The following is a 20,511-nucleotide window of genomic DNA, read 5'->3' on the forward strand; positions in this document are numbered from 1 at the left end:
CCGTCCGCCCCAGCGCATCGATTCCACCGGAGATTTCGCCATGGATTTCTATATAGGGTCCGTCTTTCCATTCGCCGGCAATTTCGCCCCCGTGAACACACAGCAATGCCTGGGACAGGCGGTCAACTCGGCCCAGTTCCAAGCCCTGTGGGCGATCACGGCCGGGGCCTTCGGCAGCGGGCCGAACAACTCGACGTTCAACCTGCCGGACCTGCGCGGCCGCGTGATGGTGGGGCCGGGGACCAGCCCCTACACCAGCAGCACGATCAACACCGGCAATGCGGGCGGCACGGAGTTCACGACGATCATCGGCACCAATCTGCCGGCGCACACCCACGGCGCCGCCTTCCAGGGCGGCAGCGCGGGCGGCACCGTTCCGTTCAACGCGACGGTCACCGTCCCGCTGAACCCTGCGGTCGGCACCAGCAACATCCCGTCCGCCATTCCCGCGGTGCTGGGTGGACAGTTCATCGACCCCAGCTACGACGTTGTCCTCGACGGCCCCTACATCCCGGCTTCAAGCCTGCCGACGCCGCCCACCGGAAGCTCACTCACGGGCGCGCTCTCCACGCAAGGCACGGTCAGCGGCGGTCCCACAGGCGCCACCGTGGCGGTGAGCGCGGGCGGCGGCGTCATTTCCACCCCGGTCGCCCTCAACAACCTGCAGCCTTACCAGTCGCTGTTCTTCTTCATCTTCATGCTGGGCTATTTCCCGTCGCGTGATTGACGCGGAGAGCCCCGGTCCCTTCCGGTGGGCCGGGGCCCTGCCCGCGCACGGCGCCCGCCGCACCCGCGCCGACGCGGTCGAGCAGATCATCCAGCAGATCGGCGAAACGCTCCCGCGCGGCGCGCTCCATCAGGCTGTGGTCGGCCCCGGCGAGGCGCTCCATCCGCAGCCCGCCCATCCGGCGCAGCCGCCCGCCGTCCGCTCCGGCCTGCGCCTCCAGTTCGCCCAGCGTCACATCGCCCGCGCTGTGCACCATCAGCGTGCGGACTCCACGGTCGGCCAGAGCGTGAAAGGCGTGGAGCACGTCGTCCCTCGCGTAGCCCCGCCCCATCAGCCCGGCGCGCAGCCGCCCGGCGCCGATGCGCAGCCGGCGGGCCGCGCGCTCCGACAGGCCGCGCGCGACGCGCGACGCCTTGCGGTCCTGGCGCAGGATGGCCCGCCACACCGCCGGCTCGGTCAGACGGGGAAGATAGGCGGTGGCCGGCTTCACCGCGCTGCCGATGGCCTCCTCCTGCGTCACGCCGTCCCCCAGCACGAAGCGGCCCGGATTGACCAGCGCCAGCCCGACCACCCGCGGGTCGGCGAGCGCCACATGCAACGCCACCGCCGCCCCGGCGCACAGCCCCACGGCCACCGCGGCGCCATGCCCCGCGGCCGCCAGCGCGTCCAGCCCGGCCTGCGCGTCCTCCACCATGTCCCGGCAATAGATCAGGCCATCGCGGCGCCCCGGCTTCGACGCGCTGTCGCCCAGCCCGCCCAGGTCCAGGCGCAGCGAGGCGATCCCCCGCGCCGCCAGCCTGCGGGCCAGCCGCACCGACATGCGCCCGGTGCCGCTGTGCGGCGTGGCGCCGCTGTTCAGCAGCAGAACGGCAGGCCGCCCGTCGGCCGCGACGGCAGGCTCGCAGAGGATGCCGAAAAGGCCGGCGCCGGGACCGAAGCGGAGCGGGCGCTCCACGGCGCCGGCAAGGCACAAACGGAGTGCGGGCGCCTCCTCCGTCCGGCTTGGCCCGGCGGGCGCCTTGTCCCGCATCAGCCAATCCGCCACCCGCGCGAAAGCCGAGCAGTCCGGGGCGGCGTGCTGGACGCTGGTCATCAGCCGCGCGTGGTCGGGAAAGGGCGCTTCCTCGACATCGGCGCCCAGCGCGCGGAACCGCTCCGCCAGCGCGGCGGCGCGGCCCTCCGGACGGTCGAGGATCAGCACCCGCCGTGCCGGAGCCTCGGTCATCCGCGTGAGGTCGAGGGCCCGCAGAGCCTCCGCCGTTTCCGGAGTCAGGCGGAATCCGGCGCTGTCGATCCCCTCCGGCCCGACCGCGGGCGGGGCGCCCGCCGGCCGTTCGGCGAGCAGGGCGACCGCCCGCAACTCCTGCAGGAAGGCCCGGCCGGAGGGAAAAGGGGACAGCAGGACCAGGGCGTCCGCCCCCACCTCGCGGGCCGCCGCCGCGGCAAGCAGAGCGCCCAGCCGCAAGCCCGCCAGAGCGATCTCCTCAACCCCCGTGACGGCGCGCAGATGGGCGGCCGCGGCGCGGATGCCGCCAAGCCACGCCTCCAGCCGGGCCGGATCGTCCTCCTCGCCGGCGCTGTCTCCGGTGCCGGGATAATCGAAGCGCAGCACCGGCAATCCGGCCGCGGCCAAGCTTTCGGCGAAGCGGCGCCACGCCCGGTGGGTGGCCAACGCCTCGCCACCGTAGGGCGCGCACAGCACGACGCCGCGGCGCCCACCGGCCGGGTGCAGCCAGCCGAAGCATCCCTCGAACAGAACGGGCGTGGACGGATCGGGCGTCATGCTGCCCCCCGGTAGCGCGTTGGGTCCAGGCCGTTCAACGCATGAACCTCGCCATCGGGCACCGCCGCGCCGGGGTGGTACGGGACCAGCCGGACCCGCCGCTCCGCCCCTGGCGGCAGATGGAACCAGTCCTCCTCCGCCCGGAACCCGTCGTCCTCGATGTGGACGGAGCGGGCAAGCCGCCGGCTGGACAGGATCAGCGCCCACCCCTCGTCCGTCCGCTCCGCGCGGGCGCGGAGGCCCAACTCCGCACGCTCCAGCCGGCCGCTCCCGAGGAAATGGAAGGCCTCGGCCACCGGAGCGCCGGAACGCGCCTCGCACAGCGCCGCCACCACCGCGTCGTGGGTGGGCGGACCGAAGCGGTAAGCACCGGTCAGATCGACGAAGCGGTCGGGCAGTGACGCCGCCGGCATGACCTGGGCGCTGCGCGGCGGCAGGGTGACCGTTTTCTCGGCCCGCAGCACCGGCACCTCGCCCCGCCGCAGGGCGGTCAGGGACAGGACCGCCTCCACCGGCTGCGCCGTCTCGTTCAGCAGATGGATCGCCAGCCCGTTCACCCCCTCGTCGGTCAGCAGGACCTGCACCGGCCGGAAGGCCCGGCGCAGCGCGTGCCACGCCGCCTTGGGCACGCCCGCGGAATCGACCACGCCCCAGCCGGCCCCCGGCCAGACATCCTGGAACATCCAGACCAGCCCGCCCGCGCAGGAGGAGCCCGCCCGCCGCCACTCCGCGAAGACCGCCTCCATCACCTCTCCCGTCACGGCGCGCGACAGCCGCGCGTAGCGGTCGGGGTCCTCGTAGCGCAGGAGCATGGGATCGACCCCGTACAGGCTGCCCAGGTAATGGTCCCGCACATCCTCGAAATCCCACGGGGCGCCGGGGTCGCGGGGCACGCGCGCCTTCCAGCGCGGGTCGTGGACCGCCGGCACGCCGGGCAGCGCTCCCGCCGTCGGCATGTTGGCGAAGGCGAGGCATTCGGAGGCGAAGCGGACATGCGCCCGGCGCGCGTCCTCCAGCGGGCGCAGATAGGCGCCGACGCCGTAATAATGGGTCAGCCCGGCGTCGGCGGCGAAGGGCAGCGGCCCGCCGGTCGGGGAATTGGTCACGTAGGGCACATCGGGCCGTCCCCGCTCCGCCTCGTCCCGCAGGACGCTGTCGAACAGCGGCTGGCTCCAGCGCTCGCGCGGCAGGCCGAGCATGGCCGCCTGCTGTTCGGCCTCGCTGCCGCCGCACAGCACCGCCAGTGACGGCGCCGCCTGGACACGGTCGAGGAACTGCGCCGCCTCCCGTCGGGCACCCTCAAGAAACGGCTCGTCGGCCGGATAGTCGAAATTGGCGAACATGAAATCCTGCCAGACGAGAATCCCCATCTCGTCGCACAGGTCGAAGAAAGCGTCGGTCTCGTAGGCGGCGATGCCCGGCACCCGCAGCATGGTCATTCCGGCCTGCCGCGCCAGTTCCAGCCAGGGGGCGTAGGCCTCCCGCGTTCCCGGCAAGGCCACGATGTCGGGGCTGCTCCAGCAGGCGCCACGGCAGAAAATGCGCTCCCCGTTGATGCGCAGGGCGAAGCCGTCGCCGGACTCCCGCTCGATATGGCGGAAACCGGTGCATCCCAGATCAATGCGCTCGTCGCCCACCACGGCACGCACGGTGTGGAGCGTCGGCTTGCCGTGGCTGTGCGGCCACCAGGGCTCGACCTCGGGCAGGCGGAGGTCGCCGCAGAGTTCGCCCGGCCCGGTCCAGCGGAGCGGCGCCCGCGCCTCCCCCACCTCCAGCCAGCCCGGCGGGGAAGCGGCCCCGTTCCAGGCCGCCTCCAGCGTCAGGGACAGGCGGCCATCCCGCCCCTCCAACGTAGCGCGCAGATCCGCCGAGTGGACGCGCAGCGGCCCATCCTCCGTGATCAGTTCCACCGGACGCCAGGGACCGACCGCCGGCACGGGCGGACACCAGCCGGGCATGTGCCCCAGCAGCGTGGTCCGCACCGCGCGCAGCCCCGCCGGCTCGGCCAGCCGGACCGGCCAGCGGCCCCGCCCCTTCCGCGCCTTCAGCACCGGGTTCAGGGCGCGGAAGACGATGCGCAGCGCGTGCGTGCCGCGCAGCGTGACGGGCACGTCGTGGCGCTGGAACATGCTGTCGCTGGCCAGGATGCGCTTGCCGTCCAGCCAGACCTCCGCGACGGTGGCAAGACCGTGGAAGCGCAGGGTGCAAGGCCCGTCACCGGTCAGCGTCACCCGGTACCAGACGTCGCGGTCGTGAAGGGGCAGCGGATCGCCCAGCCGGTAGAGCCCCGCCGCGCGCAGCGCCTGGGCGACGGTGCCGGGCACCGGGGCGGGCAGCCAGTCCCCGGCAGGCACTCCCCCCGGCTCCGTCACGCACAGTTCCCATCCCGCGGACAGGGGCGTCACGCTGCGGCCGGTCACGGCATGAAGGCGCGCCATGGTCGGTCACCCGCAGCGGCGGAGCAGCGCGCCGAGCGCGCGGTCGTAGGCGCGCTCCATCGCTTCCAGCGGTTCCGCGTGATCGCCGAAGCGCCGCCGGTGCACCCCGCGCGCGAGTTGGAACTGAAACGCCTTGGCGGTGGCGGAAAGGGTGGCGCAGGCCTCCGCCGCCTCCGCCGGCCCGCCGATCCAGCGCGTGTGCATCCCGAGAAGCTCGAAATTCGCCCCCACCTGCCGCAGCGTGTTGAAGGCGTAGAGATGGAAATAATCCATGGGCCGGGCGGCCAGAACCTCCAGATGCTCCGGCAAGGCGGCGCGGAAGGCGGCGATGGGGTTGCCAGCCGGGCGGCGACGCAGATGGTGCGACAGCAGCCCCCGCGAGGCGTCCATCAGTGCCTCTCCCTCCAGGGCCGGACCGCTGCGCTTCACGAACTCCACATAGGGGAACAGGGGAGCGGGGGCGAACAGGCCGTCGTAGTCCTCCCCTTCCAATGTGAAGCGCCCGGCGTTGTGGATGTAGTCGAGCCGGCGCGCGCCCGCGTCCATGCCGAGGATCGCGATGGTCGTCTTGACGTGCTGCGCGCGATACGACGTCCCCCGCGTGTCCGGCAGATGATAGCCGTCCACCTCCACCAGCACGGGACGCCCGCGCGCCACCTGCACCGCCGCATGGGCCTCCACCCGGTCGTACAGGGCGAGTTCCTGCACCTCCAGCCCGTAAAGCCGGCGCAGATCCTCCGGCGGGACCTTGAAGAAGGTGAACTGGTCGCCCTCGAAATCCTGCGCGACGGTGAAGGCCAGGGCGGCCATCGGCTCCATCCCCAGCGCCCGCAGCAGACCGAGCCACAGGTCGGTGTAGCAGTTGGTCTCCGCCCAGTCGCGGTCCGGCCTGTCGAGCGGATGCGCCATGCCCGGCCTCCCCTGTCCGCTCAGCCCCACAGGACGGCGCGCACGGCGGCGGGCCATGCCTTCGGGTCGAAGCCGTGATGGCGGAACAGCGCCAGCGCCACCCGCTCCATCCCGAAGCCGACGCAAGCGGTGTGGGCGACCGCGCCATCCGGCGTCCGCAAGTCCCACAGCAGCCCGAAATGGTCCTGATGATAATTGAAGCTGAGGCAGGCGGTGGGCTGCTCCGCCGACGCGATGGGGATCAGCAGTTCGAATTTCAGCCCCTGGTCGCGCTGGCTGGCGGCCAGCATCCGCCCGGCCCGCCCGAAGAAGGGGTCGTTCGCCAGATCGACGGCGACCGGCAGGGCCAGCGATTCCATCAGCGCCCGCCCCCGCTCCACCCAGCGTTGCCGGAAGTCCATCACCTGCTCCGGCGTGCCGGCGCGCACATATTCGCGCATCCGGAAAAGCTGCATCCGCGCCGGGTCCAGCGACGGCTCATGGCGGAAGCAGTAGGAATAGACATCGACCAGCGCGCCGTCGCCGGGCAGCGGCCCGCGCTCCGCGATGGTGGGGTAGACGGGGTAGCAGGCGGCGGGGGTGAGGACGACGTTGGTCGCCATCTGGGAGTCGGTCCACTCCTCCCCCTCCTCGAGCCGGCGCAGCAGGGACTGGTGGGCGCGCTCGTCGCCCTTGAAGGCGTGGACGGTGCCGGCCAGGTGCGGGAAGCTTTTCAGATAGCCGCTCTGCTCGAACTGATGGCGGGCCACCCCCGGGGGGAAGCGCATGACGTCCGCCCCGTCGCCGCCGCCCCAGGTGGTGATCAGGTCGTTGAAGCGCTCCACGACGTCCTCGAAGACGCCGCTGCGGCCGTACAGCCCGTCGACTCCCGTGGGGATCAGCAGCCCGGCCGCGATCAGCGCGTCGCGGAACGCCGCCTGCCCATTCTCCGCCGGTGTACTTCCTGCCCGCATGTCCATCCGCCGCATTCCGTTCCGAGAAAGCCTCAGCCGAAGAGAGAACCGTTGTCCCTGTGCGCCAGCAGCAGGTTCGCCGTGTTGCCCAGGATCCGGTCGTTGTTGATCATCAGCGGCGCCGAATGGGCGTCGCGCAGGTGGCGGCACAGGCTGTAGGGGCTGTCGTTGCGGTAGGCGGCCAGGCCGCCGGCCAGCATCGCCTGCCCCACGATCCGCACCACCATGTCCGCCGCTTCGATCTTCAGCGTGTTCATGGCGACCGCGAAGCCCAGGGCGGTGAGGCGGTCGGGATCGTCCGCCGCCTCCTCGAACCGGGCGAGCGCGCCGCGCACCATGCCGCGCATGGCCTGGAGCCCGGCGGTCGCCTCGGCCAGCCGCCGCGCCCCCGGCGGCGGGGTGCCGGGGCGTTTGCGCGCCTCCGCCCGGATGAAGGCGGCGGCCCGCGCCACCGCGTCGGTCGCGATGCCCAGCCAGACGCTGCTCCACAGGACGTGGGTCACCGGCAGCATGGTGCGGGCGGAGATGTCGGCGTAGGGCAGCGGCAGGATCTGCGCCCGCTCGGCCTCGGCCACCAGCCGGTAGCCGACGCTGCGGGTTCCGCGCATGCCCAGCGTGTCCCAGCCGCCGATCTCCTCCAACCGGGTCTGCCCGCGCAGCACCGGCACGATGACCTGATCGGAGGGCGGCGAGTCCGCCGCGCGCCGCGCCGTCACCAGGATCGCATCGGCTTCCGCCCCATAGGAGATGACCGTCGCCTGCTTCTCCAGCCGGAAGGCGCCGCCCGTCTCGTCTTCGGCAGCGCCCGCCACCGCGCAAGCGCTGGAGCGCACGTCGCCGCCGATCCCGGCCTCGGTCGTCGCGGAGGCGAGCAGAAGCTGCTCCCCGGCCAACCGCGCCAGGAAATCACGGTGCCAGCCGCTGCCCTGCCCGTGGCGCACGAGGCAGGCGACCTGGATCTGGTGCATGGCGTAGATCAGCCCGCTGGACGGGCATTTCTGGGCCAGCGCATGAGCCACCGCGGCGGCGTCGGCCAGACCACCGCCACCGCCGCCGAAATCCCGCGGCACCATCAGGCCGAGCAGCCGGGCGTCCCGCAAAGCGGCGAAGGCTTCGACGGGAAAGCGCGCCTCGCGGTCCACGCTGTCGGCGTGGTGCCCGGCGATGGCGGCGGCATCTGCGGCAACCTCGGCGGCCATCGCCGGCAGGCTGTCCGGCGTGGGCGCCCTCATCCGGCCCCCATCCCGCCCGGCGCGCCGCCCAGCAGACCGGCAACCGCGGACCGGATCGCCGCGATGCTCTCGAAGGTGCGTCGGCGCAGAAGCTGTTCCGGGAACTCAACGCCGTAGCGCTCCTCCAGCGCCAGCATCAGGTTCACCGACCCGTGGGAGGTCAAACCGGCGGCGTAGAGATCATCCTCGTCCGACAGGGCGGACGCGTCGATGGCCAGCCAGCCACTGTCGGCCAGAAGCGTCCGGATGTCGGCGGCGCTGACCACCGGGGCATCGCCGCCCCGCGGCGCCGTTCCAGCCGCGATCTGCCAATCCGGTTGGCGCATGCTCATTCCTCCTACCCCCATTCAACCTCTGGCTTTCCCTGTGCCGGGACAACGCCACAAAACCTTAATTGTTCTGCGCCTTCCTCTGCTTTTCCGTATGCCCCGGGTGCTTTTCGGGTGCCAAACGCTCCTCTTGCTTAACTCCTGTGGCGATTGCCGTTTCCCCGGACGGCTCTAACTTGAGCGCTGGTTCGTCCAACATTCTGATGATCGGGAGAACACCAATGGCTGTGCGGCAATCGGATGCGGAATGGCGCGGCAATCTCGCCCAGGGCTCGGGCACCATGCGGCTGGGCAGCGGCGCGTTCGAGGGCGCTTACTCCTTCCCGTCGCGTTTCGAGAACGGCACCGGCACCAACCCGGAGGAGCTGATCGCCGCCGCCCATGCCGGCTGCTTCTCCATGGCGCTGTCCGCCGGCCTGTCCAAGGCCGGCCACACGCCCACCCGCGTGCACACCACCGCCCGCGTCCATCTCGACAAGGCCGGCGAGGGGTTTGCCATCACGAAGATCGAACTGGATTGCGAGGCCGAGATCCCCGGCATCGACGCCGAGACCTTCCGGCAGCAGGCCGAGGGGGCGAAGAAGAACTGCCCGGTGTCCAAGGCCTTGGCCGGAACGGAAATCACTCTGAGCGCCCGGCTTCTCTGATCGCATCCGGCCCGGCGGCCTGCGAAGGCGCAGCGACCGCCGGGCCGGCACCGCTCCACCCATTAACCTCTGGTGCGGGAATTTGCCACATCGACACGGCCGAAGCGGGGCTGCGGTCCGATGTGAATACGGTTTTTGACAATTTTCTGCATTTTCAAATCAGCCCATTCTTCAAATCGTTAATTGAGAGCATGCCAACATTCTGCATAACTTGGCTAAACCTGCGCACTCCCCAACGGACAAGACCCCATTCCAACTTTCACTGCGCAAGTATCCATAAATTCATCACCTCTTTTTCTGCATAATTTAAAATACTTGGCAAAAAATAAATCTCGAATTCTCATACGTTTGTATATTTTATCTTGGCGGCAAAGCGACGCACCCGTTATGATCGAACGGTGTAAACCATTGGTCGTAACGCTTACACCCCGCTTGCAAGGTGAATCGCCCATGCCGCCGTCGCCGTCCCCCCTCGAGTCGCTCCGCCAAAGCCTGATGTCGGGCGGGCGCCTGCCGGCGATGGTCGCCGCCCCCATCGCGCTCGGCGTGTCGTTGGCCGCGAACGCGGCACCGATGGACACGCTGTCGACGATCCAGAACCAGACCTTCGAGCCGACCGCCGGCAACATCCTCATCACCAGCACCGGCGGCGTGGTCGACAGCGGCACCGGCAACCAGTACACCGACCTGACCACCGGCGTGTGGGTCAAGTCGTCCGGCGGATGGACCCTGACCAACCAGGGCACGATCAAGATTTCGGTCGACACCAACTTCTATCAGGCCGACGGCATATACGCCGCAACCTACGGCACCATCATCAATTCCGGATTGATCTCGGTGCCGAAGACCTACCACGGCATCCTCCTGGCCAACTCCGGGGGCTCGCTGACATCGGTCATCGAGAACACCGGAACGATCATCGGCAATTGGTCCGCCATTGAAAGCTCCCACGCCCTCACCCTCACCAACGGGTCCCCGTCCAACAGCGCCGCGCTGATCAAAAACGTGCGGCCGACGACGGAGTTCATGCAGACGGATTACGCGGCGGTCTCAGCCGCCTCCATTTCCAAGCTGTCCACCGTCACCAACCACGGCACGATCATCGGCACCGGCGACGCGCTGTTCGTCAACGGCCCGTCGACCATCGTCAACCACGGCACCATCGCCGCCGGAAACGGCTTCAGCGCGATCAAGACGAACGCATACGGGGCTGGCAGCTTCATCAATCTGAAGAACGGCAGCGTGCTGGTCGGTGGCATCCAGGCCGGGGGACAAAACCAAGTTCTTCTTCTGGAGGGCGGCGGCACCCTGTCCGGGCCGATCTCCGGCCTGACCACCCTCAACGTCAACGGAACGGAGTGGACGCTGGGCGGCGTGAGCACCGCCACCAGCACGAACCTTCAAGCCGGCACGTTGCGCGTCAATGGCTCCCTGACGACCGGGCTGCAGCTCGGCAGCGGCACGACGCTGACGGGCACCGGAACGGTCGTCGGCAACGTGACCAGCCCGTCCGGCACGACCGTGACGCCCGGCGGCTCCGGCGCGCCCGGCACCCTGACGGTCTCCGGCAACTACACGCAGCAGAGCGGCAGCACGCTGGCGATCCGGACGACCTCCTCCACGGCCAGCAAGCTGGCCGTCACCGGCACCGCCACGATCGGCGGCGACCTGTCCGTCACCTCCACCGGCAGCGGCTACGGCGACAGCACGACCTACACCATCGTGACCGCGACGGGTGGTGTGTCCGGCGCCTTCACCGCGATCACCGGCAGCGACGCGACGCTGACCCCGACGGCCACCTTCGACACGGCGAACAACCGGATTCAGCTCACCCTGACCAAGGTGACGCCGCAGCCCGAACCGGAGCCCGAACCCGAACCTGAGCCCAATCCGAACCCCAACCCGAATCCCAACCCCGATCCCGGCCCGACGCCGAACCCCGATCCCACGCCCACTCCGACGCCCACTCCGACGCCAACGCCACCGGCGACCGGCGTGATCGACACCAGCCGCCCCAGCTTCACCAACAGCGACGGCGCGGTCCAGGGCAGTTCGGTCACCTTCGACGGCGGCACGCTGCGCCCGGCGTCGCCGCTGACCGTCGGCCAGTCGGTCACCGTGACCAGCCGCGGCGGCACCATCACGCCGGACGGCAGCACCGTCACCTTGGCGGGCGCCGTCGGTGGCAGCGGCGCGCTGGCCGCCTCCGGCCCCGGCACGGTGGTCGTCTCCGGCCAGATCGCCAACGCCGGCGGCCTGTCGGTCGGCGACGGCGCGGCGCTGACCATCGCCAAGAGCGGCGTGGTCGCGGGCGGCACGCTGGCCCTGAACAACGGCGGCAGCGCCACGGTCGGCGGCGTCGTGGCCGTCCCGGTGACGGTTGCCCGCGGCGGCGCCATGACCGTCGTCGAGGGCGGCGGCGTCGGCGGCACGCTGGCGGTGGCGGGCGGCACCCTGACCGTCGCCGCCTATGGCGCGGTCAACGGCGCGGTAACCGTGACGTCCGGCGGCAGCGCCACCCTGGCCGGCGCCGTCATGGCACCGGTCACGGTGAGCGACGGCACCGTCACCGTGGCCGCCACCGGCATCACCGGCGCGGTCGATGTGGGGAATGGCGGTTCGGCGACCGTGAACGGCGTGGTCTCCGGCTCGCTGACCACCAGCGCCGGCTCGACCTTCAGCGGCGGCGGCACCGTCCGCGGCCCGGCCACGCTGGCCGGCACCGTGTCGCCGGGCAATTCGCCCGGCGTGCTGACCTTCCAGTCCGCGGTGACCCTGACCGGCACCAGCGTCCTGAACGCCGAGATCGACGGCCCGACCGCCGGCTTCGGCGCCGGCAACCACGACCAGATCCGGGTGCAGGGGGCGTCTTTCACCGCCGCCGGCACGCTGGCTCCGGTGCTGCGCGGCATCAGCGGCGACGCGACCAACGCCTACACCGCCACGCTGGGGCAGAGCTTCACCATCGTCCAGGCGGACGGAGGCGTGACCGGCGGCTTCGCCGCCGTGACGCAGCCGACGGCGGGGCTGGAGACCGGCACCCGCTTCGACACGCTGTACGATGCCACCACCGTCCGGCTGGTGGTCACGCCGACCAACTACGCGGTCCGCGGCGGCACCCGCAACCAGCGGGCCGCCGGCGCGGCGGTGGACGCGCTACGCCCGGCCGCCGGGGCGCGGCTGGAGGGCGTCGCCGCCCCGATGTTCAACGGCCTCTACGGCCTGCCGGGCAGCGGCATCGCCGGGGCGCTCGACCAGCTCTCGGGCAAGCTGCACGCCGACACGCTGGCCGCCGACCGCACCAACCGCCGCCTGTTCGGCAGCGCGGTGGAAGGCCGCCTGTCGGCGCTGCGCGGCGGCGCGGCGTCCTCCTCCGGCGTCCGGCTGGCCGGCAGCGGCAACGGCACGAGCGCCGTGGGCGAAACCGGTGAGGCCCGCGGCTCGGGCGGCGTGTGGGGCCAGCCGCTGGCGGCCTACAGCCGGACCGGCTCGGACGGCAACGCCGCCGGCACCACCGAACGGATCGGCGGTTTCCTGCTGGGCGCCGACCACAGCTATGAGAACGGCGTGAGCGGCGGCGTGGCGCTCGGCTACCTGCGCAACCGCGTCACCTCGCGCGACGGGCTGGGCAAGGCCGACGTGGACAGCTACCAGGCGACTCTCTACGGCTCCTGGAGCCTGCGCGGCACGGCGGACAGCCCCTACGTCGAGGGCGCCGTCGGCTACGGCTACGCCAATTACGACGCCTCGCGCGGCATCGCCTTCGGCACGCTGGGTCAGGGCGCCAGCGGCAGCGCGGACGGTCACGACGTCTCGGTGGAAATCGCCGCCGGGCACCGCATGGCCTTCGCCGGGTCGGACAGCGCCTGGATCGAGCCGCGGGCCGGCCTGCGCTTCGACCGCATCACCCGCGAGGCCTTCCGTGAGTCCGGCGGCGGCGTGGCGCTGGACGTCGAGGCGGCGGGCTGGACCAGCCTGCGCAGCGCGGTCGGCGTGCGCGCCGGCACCAGCGTGACGGTGGGCGGCTGGCGCCTGCTGCCCAACGCCGCCCTGGCGTGGGAGCATGACTTCGCCGACGCCACGGCCTCCACCACCAACCGTCTGGGCGGGGTGGCCTTCACCGCCGACGCCAGCAAGCCGGGCCGCGACGCCCTGGTGATCGGCGCCGGGCTGGGCGTGGCTCTGGACGACCGGCTGACCGCCACCATCGCCGTTCAGGACGCGATCCGCGCCCGCGAGAACACGGTGTCGGCGACCGCCGGCCTGAAGTGGAAGCTGTGAGGACCAGGACGGCGATGCGCAAGGCCATCATCACGGGGGCGCTGGCGGCGCTCCCCCTCCTCCTCGCGGGCGGGGCGCCCGCCGGTGCGGTTGAGCCGGGGAAGACCTTCGGCGACTGGCAGACCGAATGCGAGACGCCTCCCGACGGCAAGCCGCGCTGCTTCCTCTCGCAGACCCGCGTGATGGAGAACAAGGAGGCCAAACAGGCGACCCGCATCCTCAAAGCGTCGGTGGGATACTTCGCCCCGGACGGCAAGGGGGTGATGGTCGTCATCCTGCCGCTGGGCGTCGATCTGCGCGCCGGGGCGGCGCTGACCATCGACGACGGCAAGCCGCTGCCGCTGACCTACCAGCAATGCATCCAGGATGGTTGCCTCGCCAACGCCCCGATGGACGAGGCGACCCTGACCGCGCTGCGCCGCTCCAAGGGGGCGCAGATCGCCGTCCGGCCCTATGGCGGGACGCAGGCTGTGGCTTTCCCGATCTCCACCAAGGGGATCACCGACGGCTTGGCCGCCCTGAAACCCTGAGTTTGCTGCCGGTCACCGCGGCGACGGCGCCGCGGATGGCCTCGTCCCATGGTCCGGGGTCCCACCGTCCGGGCGCCGGCTGCCGGTGGAGCGTGACGGCGGGATACCAGGGCGAACCGCCGCGCCCCAGCAGCCAGCGCCAGTCCGGCGCGTAAGGCAGAAGCACCGCGGTCGGGCGCCCCATCGCCCCGGCCAGATGGGCGACCGCCGTGTCCACGCAAACCACATGGTCGAGCTGCGCCAGCACCGCCATGGTGTCGGCGAAACTTTCCAACTCCGGCCCCAGATCGACGAGCGGCGCCGCGCCGTAGTAGCGGGCGGCCTCGGCTTGCGCCGGCCCCTTCTGGAGCGACACCAGAACCGTTTTTTCCAGAGCGAAGAACGGCGCGAGCCGCGCGAGCGTCAGGGAGCGGTTGCGGTCGTTGCCATGGGTCGGGCGCCCCGCCCAGACCAGCCCCACGCGGCGGTAGCCATGGGGCAGCAGCCCATCCAGGCGCTCCGTCCAACGCTCCACCCGCTCCGGCTCGGCCCGCAGGCCGGGAAGCGGCGCCGGAATCGTGTCGATCCTCGTGCCGAACAGCCCCGGCAGGCTGGACAGCGCGGCATAGGCGTCGAAAGGCGGCGCCTCCTCCCAGGCGGTGACGGTCGGGTAACCGCCGGGAAGGGACCGGATCACCGGCAGCATGTCCGGGCTGCACGCCACCACGAGATTGGGGCAGAGCGCCGCCGCCATCGGCAGGTAGCGCGCGAATTGGATGGTGTCTCCGAAGCCCTGGTCGGCGACCAGCAGCAGAGTGCCACCGGGCAAGACGCTGCCGTCCCAGGGTTTCGGGATGGCGTCCCCAAACCGCTTCAGAATGGCCGGCGGGACCGGCGGCGGCACGCCGGGAAGACGCCAGCGCCATTCATACTCTTGCCAGCCTTCCTCCCATTGCCCGGAGAGCAGCAGCCCCTCGGCCAGTTCGAAATGCGGACCCGGCGCGTCCGGGGCGAGCCGGATGGCCCGCCGCTCGCAGGCGATGGACGCCGCGACCTCAAGCCGGTCGTAGAGAGCCAAGCCCAGATTGTACCAGCCCGCCGCGTCGCTGGGATCGAGCGTGACGGCGCGACGGCCATGGGCGGCGGCCTCGTCCAGCCGGCCTTCGCGGCGGCGGATTTCGCAGAGGTCGCTGTCGGACGGGGGCATGGGTGGCATGTGTTACAGGCTGTAGCCCAGGCCGAGAATGACCGGCTCCAGGATCGGAACCACCGGCTTCAGATGGTCCATGTAGGCGCGGTGGCGGCCGACGGAGCGGCTGTAGAGCTTTTCCGCGACCTGGGCGTGGCTGGGCGTGCGGGCGTGGCGCCGGTTCTCCTCGAAGCGCAGGCAACGGCGGTCGAAACCCAGCCCGAGGAAGCCCAGCAGACGCCGCACCGCCGGTTCCGGCTCCCGCACCAGATCCTCGTAGCGCAGCGGCAGGTAGCGCAACGGCATCTCCCGCCGGTAGTGCTCCACCAGATCGAACACCCGCAGGACGTGGCGCGCCGCTGTCTCGACATCGTTGGCGCAATGGAAGCCGTGGGTGAGGTTGGTGCCCATCATCGACAGCACCACGTCCAGCGGGTGGCGCAGCACATGAACCACCGGCGCTGAGGGGAACATCAGCGCGATCAAACCGAGATGCGTCTCGTTGAAGGGCATCTTGTCGGTGAACAGCGTGTGGCCGGGCTTGGCCGGAACCAGCTTGCGGGCGTGGCGCAGATAGGCGTCACGCAGCCGCTCCAGCCCGTCGCGCTGGTCACCCATCCACAGCTCCGACAACGCTTCGGGATAGCCGAGCGGGCTGCCCAGCGTCTGCGGCAGCGCCCGCACCACCGCGCCGAGCGAGGGCAGCTCGTCCCCTGCGGCGATGGCGGGATGGCAGGACAGGATCTGCTCGACCAGCGTGGTGCCGGACCGCGGGGCGCCGACGATGAAGACCGGCTGCGCTCCGGCGGCGGGAGCGGCGGGCCGTGGCATCAGGCGCAGGCGCGGCGCCACGAAGAAGGTGGCGAGGCGCGCGATGAGGTCCACCGCCTCCTCCTCGCCGTAGCCGCGCCCGGCCTGCCGCAGCAGCGCCTTGCCGGCGAAGAAGGCGGCGAAGGCCTCGTCGTGGCGGCCCAGCCGGTCGAGGATGCGCCCCGTCTCCAACAGCGCGTCGGGGTCGGGGCCGCCATGACGGGCGGCCGAGGCGTCAAGGATGGCGAGCGCCCGTTCGCCGTCCCCAAGCCGGGCCAGAAGGGCCGCCGCGAAGGTGTCGGCCCCACGGTGGCCGGGGTCGAGCCGCCGGGCGCGCTCCACCAGCCGTCGCGCGGCGGATAGATCGCGGGCGGCGTCCTCGGTCTGCGCCCAGCCGTGCCAGGTCAGGGCGATGGACGGGTGCAGCGCCGCGGCCCGTCGGTAGGTCCGCCGCGCCTCCTCCAGCCGGCCCTGCCGGTTCAGGCTCCAGGCGAGGTTGGCCAGCGTCGCGGCGTCGGGCGGCGCCAGGGCCAGCGCCCGGCGGTAATGGAACTCGGCGGCCTGGGGCCGGTGGGTGTCGGCCAGCACCAGCGCCATCAGTGTGTGGGACCGCGCGTCCTCCGGCGCCAGACGGACCGCGTTGCGGGCGTGAGTCTCCGCCTCCGCCGCTCGCCCCGTCCGGAACAGCAGTCCGGCCAGTTCCTGCGTCGCCGCGAGATCGTCGGGGGAGGCCCGCAACCGCCGCTCCAGCGCAGCGGCGTCCGGAGCGCCGCTCGGAAGGTCGTCGGGCGTGGTCGGCATGACAGGCGGGTCCCATGGCGGCTGAACGCCCGCATGGGCGCGTGGTGCGGCGCCCAGGATAGTGAAGGGTCCGGATGGCGGCAAGGGCATCCCCTCTCCACTTGGGGAGAGGGGTTTGACGCCGCCGCGGAGCCTCTACCGCCCCACCCACACCGGGCGGCGCTTCTCCAGGAAGGCCGCGATGCCCTCCTGATAGTCGGCGGAGAGGTAGCAGAGGCGCAGCAGGTCGGCGTCGCCGTCCGCCGGCAGCCCGTGGTCGCGCCAGCGGCGCAGCGCCTCGCGCGTCGTCCACAGGGTCAGCGGGGCGAGGCCCGCCAACTCCTCCGCCAACTCCTGGGTGCGCTCGGTGAGGTCGTCCTCCGGCACGACGCCGCGCAGGGCGCCGGCGCCGGACAGCTCGTCGGCGGTCAGCAGGCGGGCGCTGAAGATCATCTCCTTGGTCCGCGCGGTGCCGAGAATGGCGGCCAGCCGGGCGAGGTTCTTGATGCTCAGGCAGTTGCCGACCGTGCGGGCGATGGGAAAGCCGAAGCGCACCGACGGCGTGGCGATGCGCACGTCGCAGCAGGCGGCAAGCAGAGCCCCCTCCCCCACGCAGGCGCCGGCCAGGGCGGCGATGGTGGGAACGCGCACCGCCTCCAGCGCCATCGCCGCGGTCTCCGCGCGGTCCTCCAGGATCGTGTAGTCCTCCGGCGTCTTGACGCTCTGCAGGCAGGACAGGTCGGCGCCGGCCATGAAGGCGGGCTTGTCGCCGGCGGCACCGGTCAGCACCAGGGCCTTCACCGCCGGGTCGGCGTCGACCTCCCGGCAGATCTCGATCAGCCGGTCCTCCATCCAGGGTGTGATGGCGTTGCGCGCCTTGGGCCGGTTGAAGATCACCCACTGGACGGCGCCGCGCCGCTCGGTCAGGATTTCGGGCAAGGCGTCGGCCTCGCCGGTCGTGGCGATGGTCATCGTTCGGAACTTTCTTGGGTTCAGGCCGCCGGCCCGAGGATCTGACAGGAGCCGATGGGGAGAAGCGCCGTCACCACGCTGCCCGGAGCGAAACTCTGCGCGGGCGGGATGAAGGCGCGCAGCGTCCGCCCGCCTCCCAGATCCACCAGCACATCGCGGTACTCGCCCAGATAGGCGGAGCGCCGGACCGTGCCGGACAGCACGTTGCAGCCCTCGGTGGGCAACCCCGTCTCCTCGGCGCCGAACAGCCGCACCTGGGAGGGCCGGACGCACAGCGACACCGTCCCGCCATGCGCCGCACCGCTGCGGTCGGGGGCGGTCAGCACATGGCCGCCGACGCGGATGGCGCCGTTGCCCTCGCTGGTCCCGGCCAGCTCGTTGTTGGCGCCGATGAAGGTGGCGACGAAGGCGTTGGACGGCCGCTCGAAGATGTCCTCCGGCGAACCGAGCTGCTGGAGATGGCCCGACTTCATGACGGCGATGCGGTCGGCGGTGACCAGCGCCTCCGACTGGTCGTGGGTGACGTAGACGGTGGTCAGTCCCAGCAAGTCATGAACCTGCCGGATCTCGAACCGCATCTCCTCGCGCAGATGGGCGTCGAGGTTGGACAGCGGCTCGTCGAGCAGGAGGATGCGTGGCTCCACCGCCAGCGCGCGGGCCAGCGCCACGCGCTGCTGCTGGCCGCCCGACAGCTCCGACGGGTAGCGGTCGCGCAGCGCCTCCAGCCGGACGGTGCGCAGCGTGCGGTCCAGCCGCTCGGCGATCTCCGCCTTGGGCAGGCGGCGGATGGCGAGGCCGAAGGCGACGTTCTCCGCCACCGTCTTGTGCGGCCACACCGCGTAGTTCTGGAAGACCAGGGAGATGCCGCGCTTCTCCGGCGGCAGCACCCCGCGCGCCGAGGAGAGCAGCACGTCGTCGGCCCAGATCTCGCCCTCCGTCGGCGCCTCGAACCCGGCAAGGAGCTGGAGGGTGGTGGACTTGCCGCAGCCCGACGGGCCGAGCAGGGCCAGCAGCGTGCCGTTGGGGACCTGCAGGTCGATGCCGTGCAGGGCGGTGTAGGTGCCGAAGGACTTGCGGAGGTTCTTGATGCGGATCCCGCTCATGTGGGGAGAACTCCTTCCGCCGGGGCGGTTTTACGACCGGATTTGCGAGAGGTGCGGCGCACGGTGGTCAGGCGCGTCAGCGGACCGGCGGCGGCCACCAGCGCCAGCGTGATGAGGAGGAGAAGGACGCTCATGGCGCAGACCGCCTCGTAATTGCCGCCGTCCTTGGCGTTGTAGATCAGGGTGGTCATCACGTTGGTCTTGGGGGTGATCAGGAAGACCGCCACCGACAGCTCGCGGATGATCGGGATGAAGACCAGAAACCAGCCCGACAGCAGCCCGCCGCCCATCAGCGGGATGGTGATGGACAGGAAGGTCCGCCCCTCCCCCGCGCCCAGGCTGCGGGCGGCGCGCTCCAGCTCCGGCCCGATGCCCTTGAGGATCGACCCGCCATGGGCGTAGGCGATGGGCAGGAAGGTCGCCGCGAAGGCCGCGACCAGCAGCAGCGGCGTGCCGTAGAGGTTCAGCGGCGCCCGCGTGTAGGCGGCGAAGAAGCCGACCGACATGACGATGCCGGGGATGATGATGGGAACGGTCGCCACCGCGCCGAGCAGGCTGGCGCCGAAGACCATCCGCCGCTCCACGATGTAGGCGACCACGGTGCCGAGCATCACGCACAGCGTCGCGGCGAACGTCGAGAACAGCAGCGAGTTGACGATGGCGGTGTGCGTCTCCGAATTGCCGAACAGCGCCCACCAGTACCAGTGCAGCGACAGGTTCTCCCACGACAGGCCCTGGCCCCAGGCGCGGGTCAGCGACACCAGCAGCAGCGCCGCGTAGGGCAGGAACACCGAGACCAGCGGCAGCAGCAGCGCCGCACCGAAGGCCGGCCAGCGGGCGGCGCCGAGCGCGATCCGCCGGCCCGCCCGGCTCTTGCCGGAGATGGTGACGAACTGCTTGCGGCCCAGGATGCGGCGACGCATCCAGAACAGCATGGCGGTGACCAGCAGCAGCGGCATGCAGTAGGCGGCCGCCATGTAAATTTCCGGCGGGAAGAGCTGGTAGAACTCGGCCAGCTTGGTCGTCACCACCGGGATGCCGGTCGGCGTCAGCAGGAAGGCCGGGACGCCGAACAGCGTCAGCCCCTGGATGAAGGACAGGATGAAGCTGGCGATCACCGCCGGGGTGACCAGCGGGATGGTGATGCTGAGCATGGTGCGCAGCGTGCCGGAGCCCAGCGTGGCGGCGGCGTCCTCAAGCTCCACGGCCATCTCGTCGAGCGCGCTCGACACCATGGTGAAGCTGTAGGGGACGGTGTAGATGCCGCAGATGAAGATCGCGCCGGTCATCGAGTAGATGTTCAGCAGCGGCCCCGCCTCCGCCCCGGCGAGCGAGCGCCACAGCGCGTTCAGCCAGCCGGAGTTGGGCGCCGCCAGAAGAATCCAGCCGGTCGCCCCGATGAAGGATGGGGTGACGAAGGCGGTCAGCGTCAGCACGCGGATGGTCCGGCGGAACGGCAGGTCGGTCCGCGACACCAGCCAGGCCAGGGGCACGCCGATGCCGACGGCGATCACCGCGGTCGCCACCGCGAGGAGCAGCGAGTTGAACAGCGGCTCCAGCAGATCCGCGGACTGGAAGATCCGCGCGTAGTTGCCGAGCGTCCAGGCGCCGGTCAGGTCGTCGTGGATGCTGTTGCTGAGAACCCAGCCGAAGGGCAGAACCACCAGCAGGAAGAGAAGAAGGGCGACGGCGCCGAAGACCAGGGTCCTGGCGAGCGGCACGCGGGCCATCGCCGGGCGCGCGGTCGCCGCGGCTGCGCTGTCTGGGCTGTCCGTAGAAATGACCCCCATAGGGTCCGCCTCCATTGTCCATCAGAACCCTCTCCCGTCCCGGGAGAGGGTGCCCGCGA

General features: G+C 71.3%; 15 protein-coding genes. 4 read left to right on the forward strand and 11 right to left on the reverse strand.

Annotated features, from left to right (window positions below; genetic code table 11):
- Positions 1-40 precede the first annotated feature (40 nt).
- Positions 41-727, forward strand: coding sequence for a phage tail protein (locus D3869_RS24440; RefSeq protein ID WP_137142376.1), 687 nt, complete (start codon positions 41-43; stop codon positions 725-727).
- Here D3869_RS24440 and D3869_RS24445 read toward each other — a convergent pair.
- From D3869_RS24445 to D3869_RS24470, 6 genes are read right to left on the reverse strand one after another with little or no spacing between them, the layout of a single operon-like run.
- The gene (locus D3869_RS24445) at positions 696-2,510 is read right to left on the reverse strand and encodes an alpha/beta fold hydrolase (protein ID WP_175426590.1); all 1,815 of its coding nucleotides are present in this window, start codon (positions 2,508-2,510) and stop codon (positions 696-698) included. The genes D3869_RS24440 and D3869_RS24445 overlap by 32 nt on opposite strands.
- Positions 2,507-4,948, reverse strand: coding sequence for a glycoside hydrolase family 2 protein (locus tag D3869_RS24450; RefSeq protein WP_175426591.1), 2,442 nt, complete (start codon positions 4,946-4,948; stop codon positions 2,507-2,509). The genes D3869_RS24445 and D3869_RS24450 overlap by 4 nt, the downstream gene beginning before the upstream one ends.
- Positions 4,949-4,954: 6 nt before the next feature.
- Entirely contained in the window at positions 4,955-5,857 is a 903-nt protein-coding gene (locus tag D3869_RS24455) for a DUF1839 family protein (protein WP_137142377.1), read from the reverse strand.
- A gap of 20 nt (positions 5,858-5,877) precedes the next feature.
- Positions 5,878-6,825, reverse strand: a complete 948-nt coding sequence (locus tag D3869_RS24460; RefSeq protein WP_432613430.1) for an amino acid--[acyl-carrier-protein] ligase — start codon at positions 6,823-6,825, stop codon at positions 5,878-5,880.
- 17 nt (positions 6,826-6,842) lie between these two features.
- Positions 6,843-8,042 carry an acyl-CoA dehydrogenase family protein gene (locus D3869_RS24465; RefSeq protein WP_137142378.1) on the reverse strand — a complete coding sequence of 400 codons (1,200 nt, stop codon included), beginning with the start codon at positions 8,040-8,042 and terminating at the stop codon, positions 6,843-6,845.
- Entirely contained in the window at positions 8,039-8,368 is a 330-nt protein-coding gene (locus D3869_RS24470) for an acyl carrier protein (RefSeq protein ID WP_137142379.1), read from the reverse strand. Before D3869_RS24470 ends, D3869_RS24465 begins: the two co-directional genes overlap by 4 nt.
- Positions 8,369-8,592: 224 nt before the next feature.
- On the opposite strand from D3869_RS24470, the gene D3869_RS24475 reads away from it, so the two are divergent.
- The 3 genes from D3869_RS24475 to D3869_RS24485 all read left to right on the forward strand — a co-directional run bounded on the left by D3869_RS24475 (position 8,593) and on the right by D3869_RS24485 (position 13,829).
- Positions 8,593-9,018: an OsmC family protein gene (locus D3869_RS24475; protein ID WP_137142380.1), complete on the forward strand. Its 426-nt coding sequence runs from the start codon at positions 8,593-8,595 to the stop codon at positions 9,016-9,018.
- 450 nt (positions 9,019-9,468) lie between these two features.
- Complete coding sequence (locus tag D3869_RS24480; protein ID WP_137142381.1) at positions 9,469-13,299, forward strand: autotransporter outer membrane beta-barrel domain-containing protein; 3,831 nt, start codon at positions 9,469-9,471, stop codon at positions 13,297-13,299.
- 14 nt (positions 13,300-13,313) lie between these two features.
- Positions 13,314-13,829: an invasion associated locus B family protein gene (locus D3869_RS24485; protein ID WP_137142382.1), complete on the forward strand. Its 516-nt coding sequence runs from the start codon at positions 13,314-13,316 to the stop codon at positions 13,827-13,829.
- Here the strand turns inward: D3869_RS24485 and D3869_RS24490 are convergent.
- The 5 genes from D3869_RS24490 to D3869_RS24510 all read right to left on the reverse strand — a co-directional run bounded on the left by D3869_RS24490 (position 13,798) and on the right by D3869_RS24510 (position 20,452).
- Complete coding sequence (locus tag D3869_RS24490) at positions 13,798-15,024, reverse strand: glycosyltransferase family 9 protein (RefSeq protein WP_247895952.1); 1,227 nt, start codon at positions 15,022-15,024, stop codon at positions 13,798-13,800. The genes D3869_RS24485 and D3869_RS24490 overlap by 32 nt on opposite strands.
- 3 nt (positions 15,025-15,027) lie before the next feature.
- Complete coding sequence (locus D3869_RS24495) at positions 15,028-16,608, reverse strand: tetratricopeptide repeat-containing sulfotransferase family protein (protein WP_175426592.1); 1,581 nt, start codon at positions 16,606-16,608, stop codon at positions 15,028-15,030.
- A 135-nt stretch (positions 16,609-16,743) separates the two neighbouring features.
- Entirely contained in the window at positions 16,744-17,559 is an 816-nt protein-coding gene (locus D3869_RS24500; protein WP_137142384.1) for an enoyl-CoA hydratase, read from the reverse strand.
- A 20-nt stretch (positions 17,560-17,579) separates the two neighbouring features.
- Positions 17,580-18,662: an ABC transporter ATP-binding protein gene (locus tag D3869_RS24505; protein ID WP_094305705.1), complete on the reverse strand. Its 1,083-nt coding sequence runs from the start codon at positions 18,660-18,662 to the stop codon at positions 17,580-17,582.
- Positions 18,659-20,452, reverse strand: coding sequence for an ABC transporter permease (locus D3869_RS24510; protein ID WP_175426593.1), 1,794 nt, complete (start codon positions 20,450-20,452; stop codon positions 18,659-18,661). Before D3869_RS24510 ends, D3869_RS24505 begins: the two co-directional genes overlap by 4 nt.
- Positions 20,453-20,511: the final 59 nt, after the last annotated feature.

This window comes from Azospirillum brasilense, assembly GCF_005222205.1.
In the GTDB taxonomy this organism is placed as follows: Bacteria; Pseudomonadota; Alphaproteobacteria; order Azospirillales; family Azospirillaceae; genus Azospirillum; species Azospirillum brasilense_G.

Excerpts from the sequence above, each read along its gene's own strand:
- D3869_RS24445 (WP_175426590.1), bottom strand. The coding sequence starts at position 2,510 with ATGACGCCCGATCCGTCCACGCCCGTTCTGTTCGAGGGATGCTTCGGC.
- D3869_RS24475 (WP_137142380.1), top strand. The coding sequence starts at position 8,593 with ATGGCTGTGCGGCAATCGGATGCGGAATGGCGCGGCAATCTCGCCCAG.
- D3869_RS24470 (WP_137142379.1), bottom strand. The coding sequence starts at position 8,368 with ATGCGCCAACCGGATTGGCAGATCGCGGCTGGAACGGCGCCGCGGGGC.
- D3869_RS24455 (WP_137142377.1), bottom strand. The coding sequence starts at position 5,857 with ATGGCGCATCCGCTCGACAGGCCGGACCGCGACTGGGCGGAGACCAAC.
- D3869_RS24465 (WP_137142378.1), bottom strand. The coding sequence starts at position 8,042 with ATGAGGGCGCCCACGCCGGACAGCCTGCCGGCGATGGCCGCCGAGGTT.
- D3869_RS24485 (WP_137142382.1), top strand. The coding sequence starts at position 13,314 with ATGCGCAAGGCCATCATCACGGGGGCGCTGGCGGCGCTCCCCCTCCTC.
- D3869_RS24440 (WP_137142376.1), top strand. The coding sequence starts at position 41 with ATGGATTTCTATATAGGGTCCGTCTTTCCATTCGCCGGCAATTTCGCC.
- D3869_RS24505 (WP_094305705.1), bottom strand. The coding sequence starts at position 18,662 with ATGAGCGGGATCCGCATCAAGAACCTCCGCAAGTCCTTCGGCACCTAC.
- D3869_RS24490 (WP_247895952.1), bottom strand. The coding sequence starts at position 15,024 with ATGCCACCCATGCCCCCGTCCGACAGCGACCTCTGCGAAATCCGCCGC.
- D3869_RS24450 (WP_175426591.1), bottom strand. The coding sequence starts at position 4,948 with ATGGCGCGCCTTCATGCCGTGACCGGCCGCAGCGTGACGCCCCTGTCC.
- D3869_RS24460 (WP_432613430.1), bottom strand. The coding sequence starts at position 6,825 with ATGCGGCGGATGGACATGCGGGCAGGAAGTACACCGGCGGAGAATGGG.
- D3869_RS24500 (WP_137142384.1), bottom strand. The coding sequence starts at position 17,559 with ATGACCATCGCCACGACCGGCGAGGCCGACGCCTTGCCCGAAATCCTG.
- D3869_RS24510 (WP_175426593.1), bottom strand. The coding sequence starts at position 20,452 with ATGGGGGTCATTTCTACGGACAGCCCAGACAGCGCAGCCGCGGCGACC.
- D3869_RS24480 (WP_137142381.1), top strand. The coding sequence starts at position 9,469 with ATGCCGCCGTCGCCGTCCCCCCTCGAGTCGCTCCGCCAAAGCCTGATG.
- D3869_RS24495 (WP_175426592.1), bottom strand. The coding sequence starts at position 16,608 with ATGCCGACCACGCCCGACGACCTTCCGAGCGGCGCTCCGGACGCCGCT.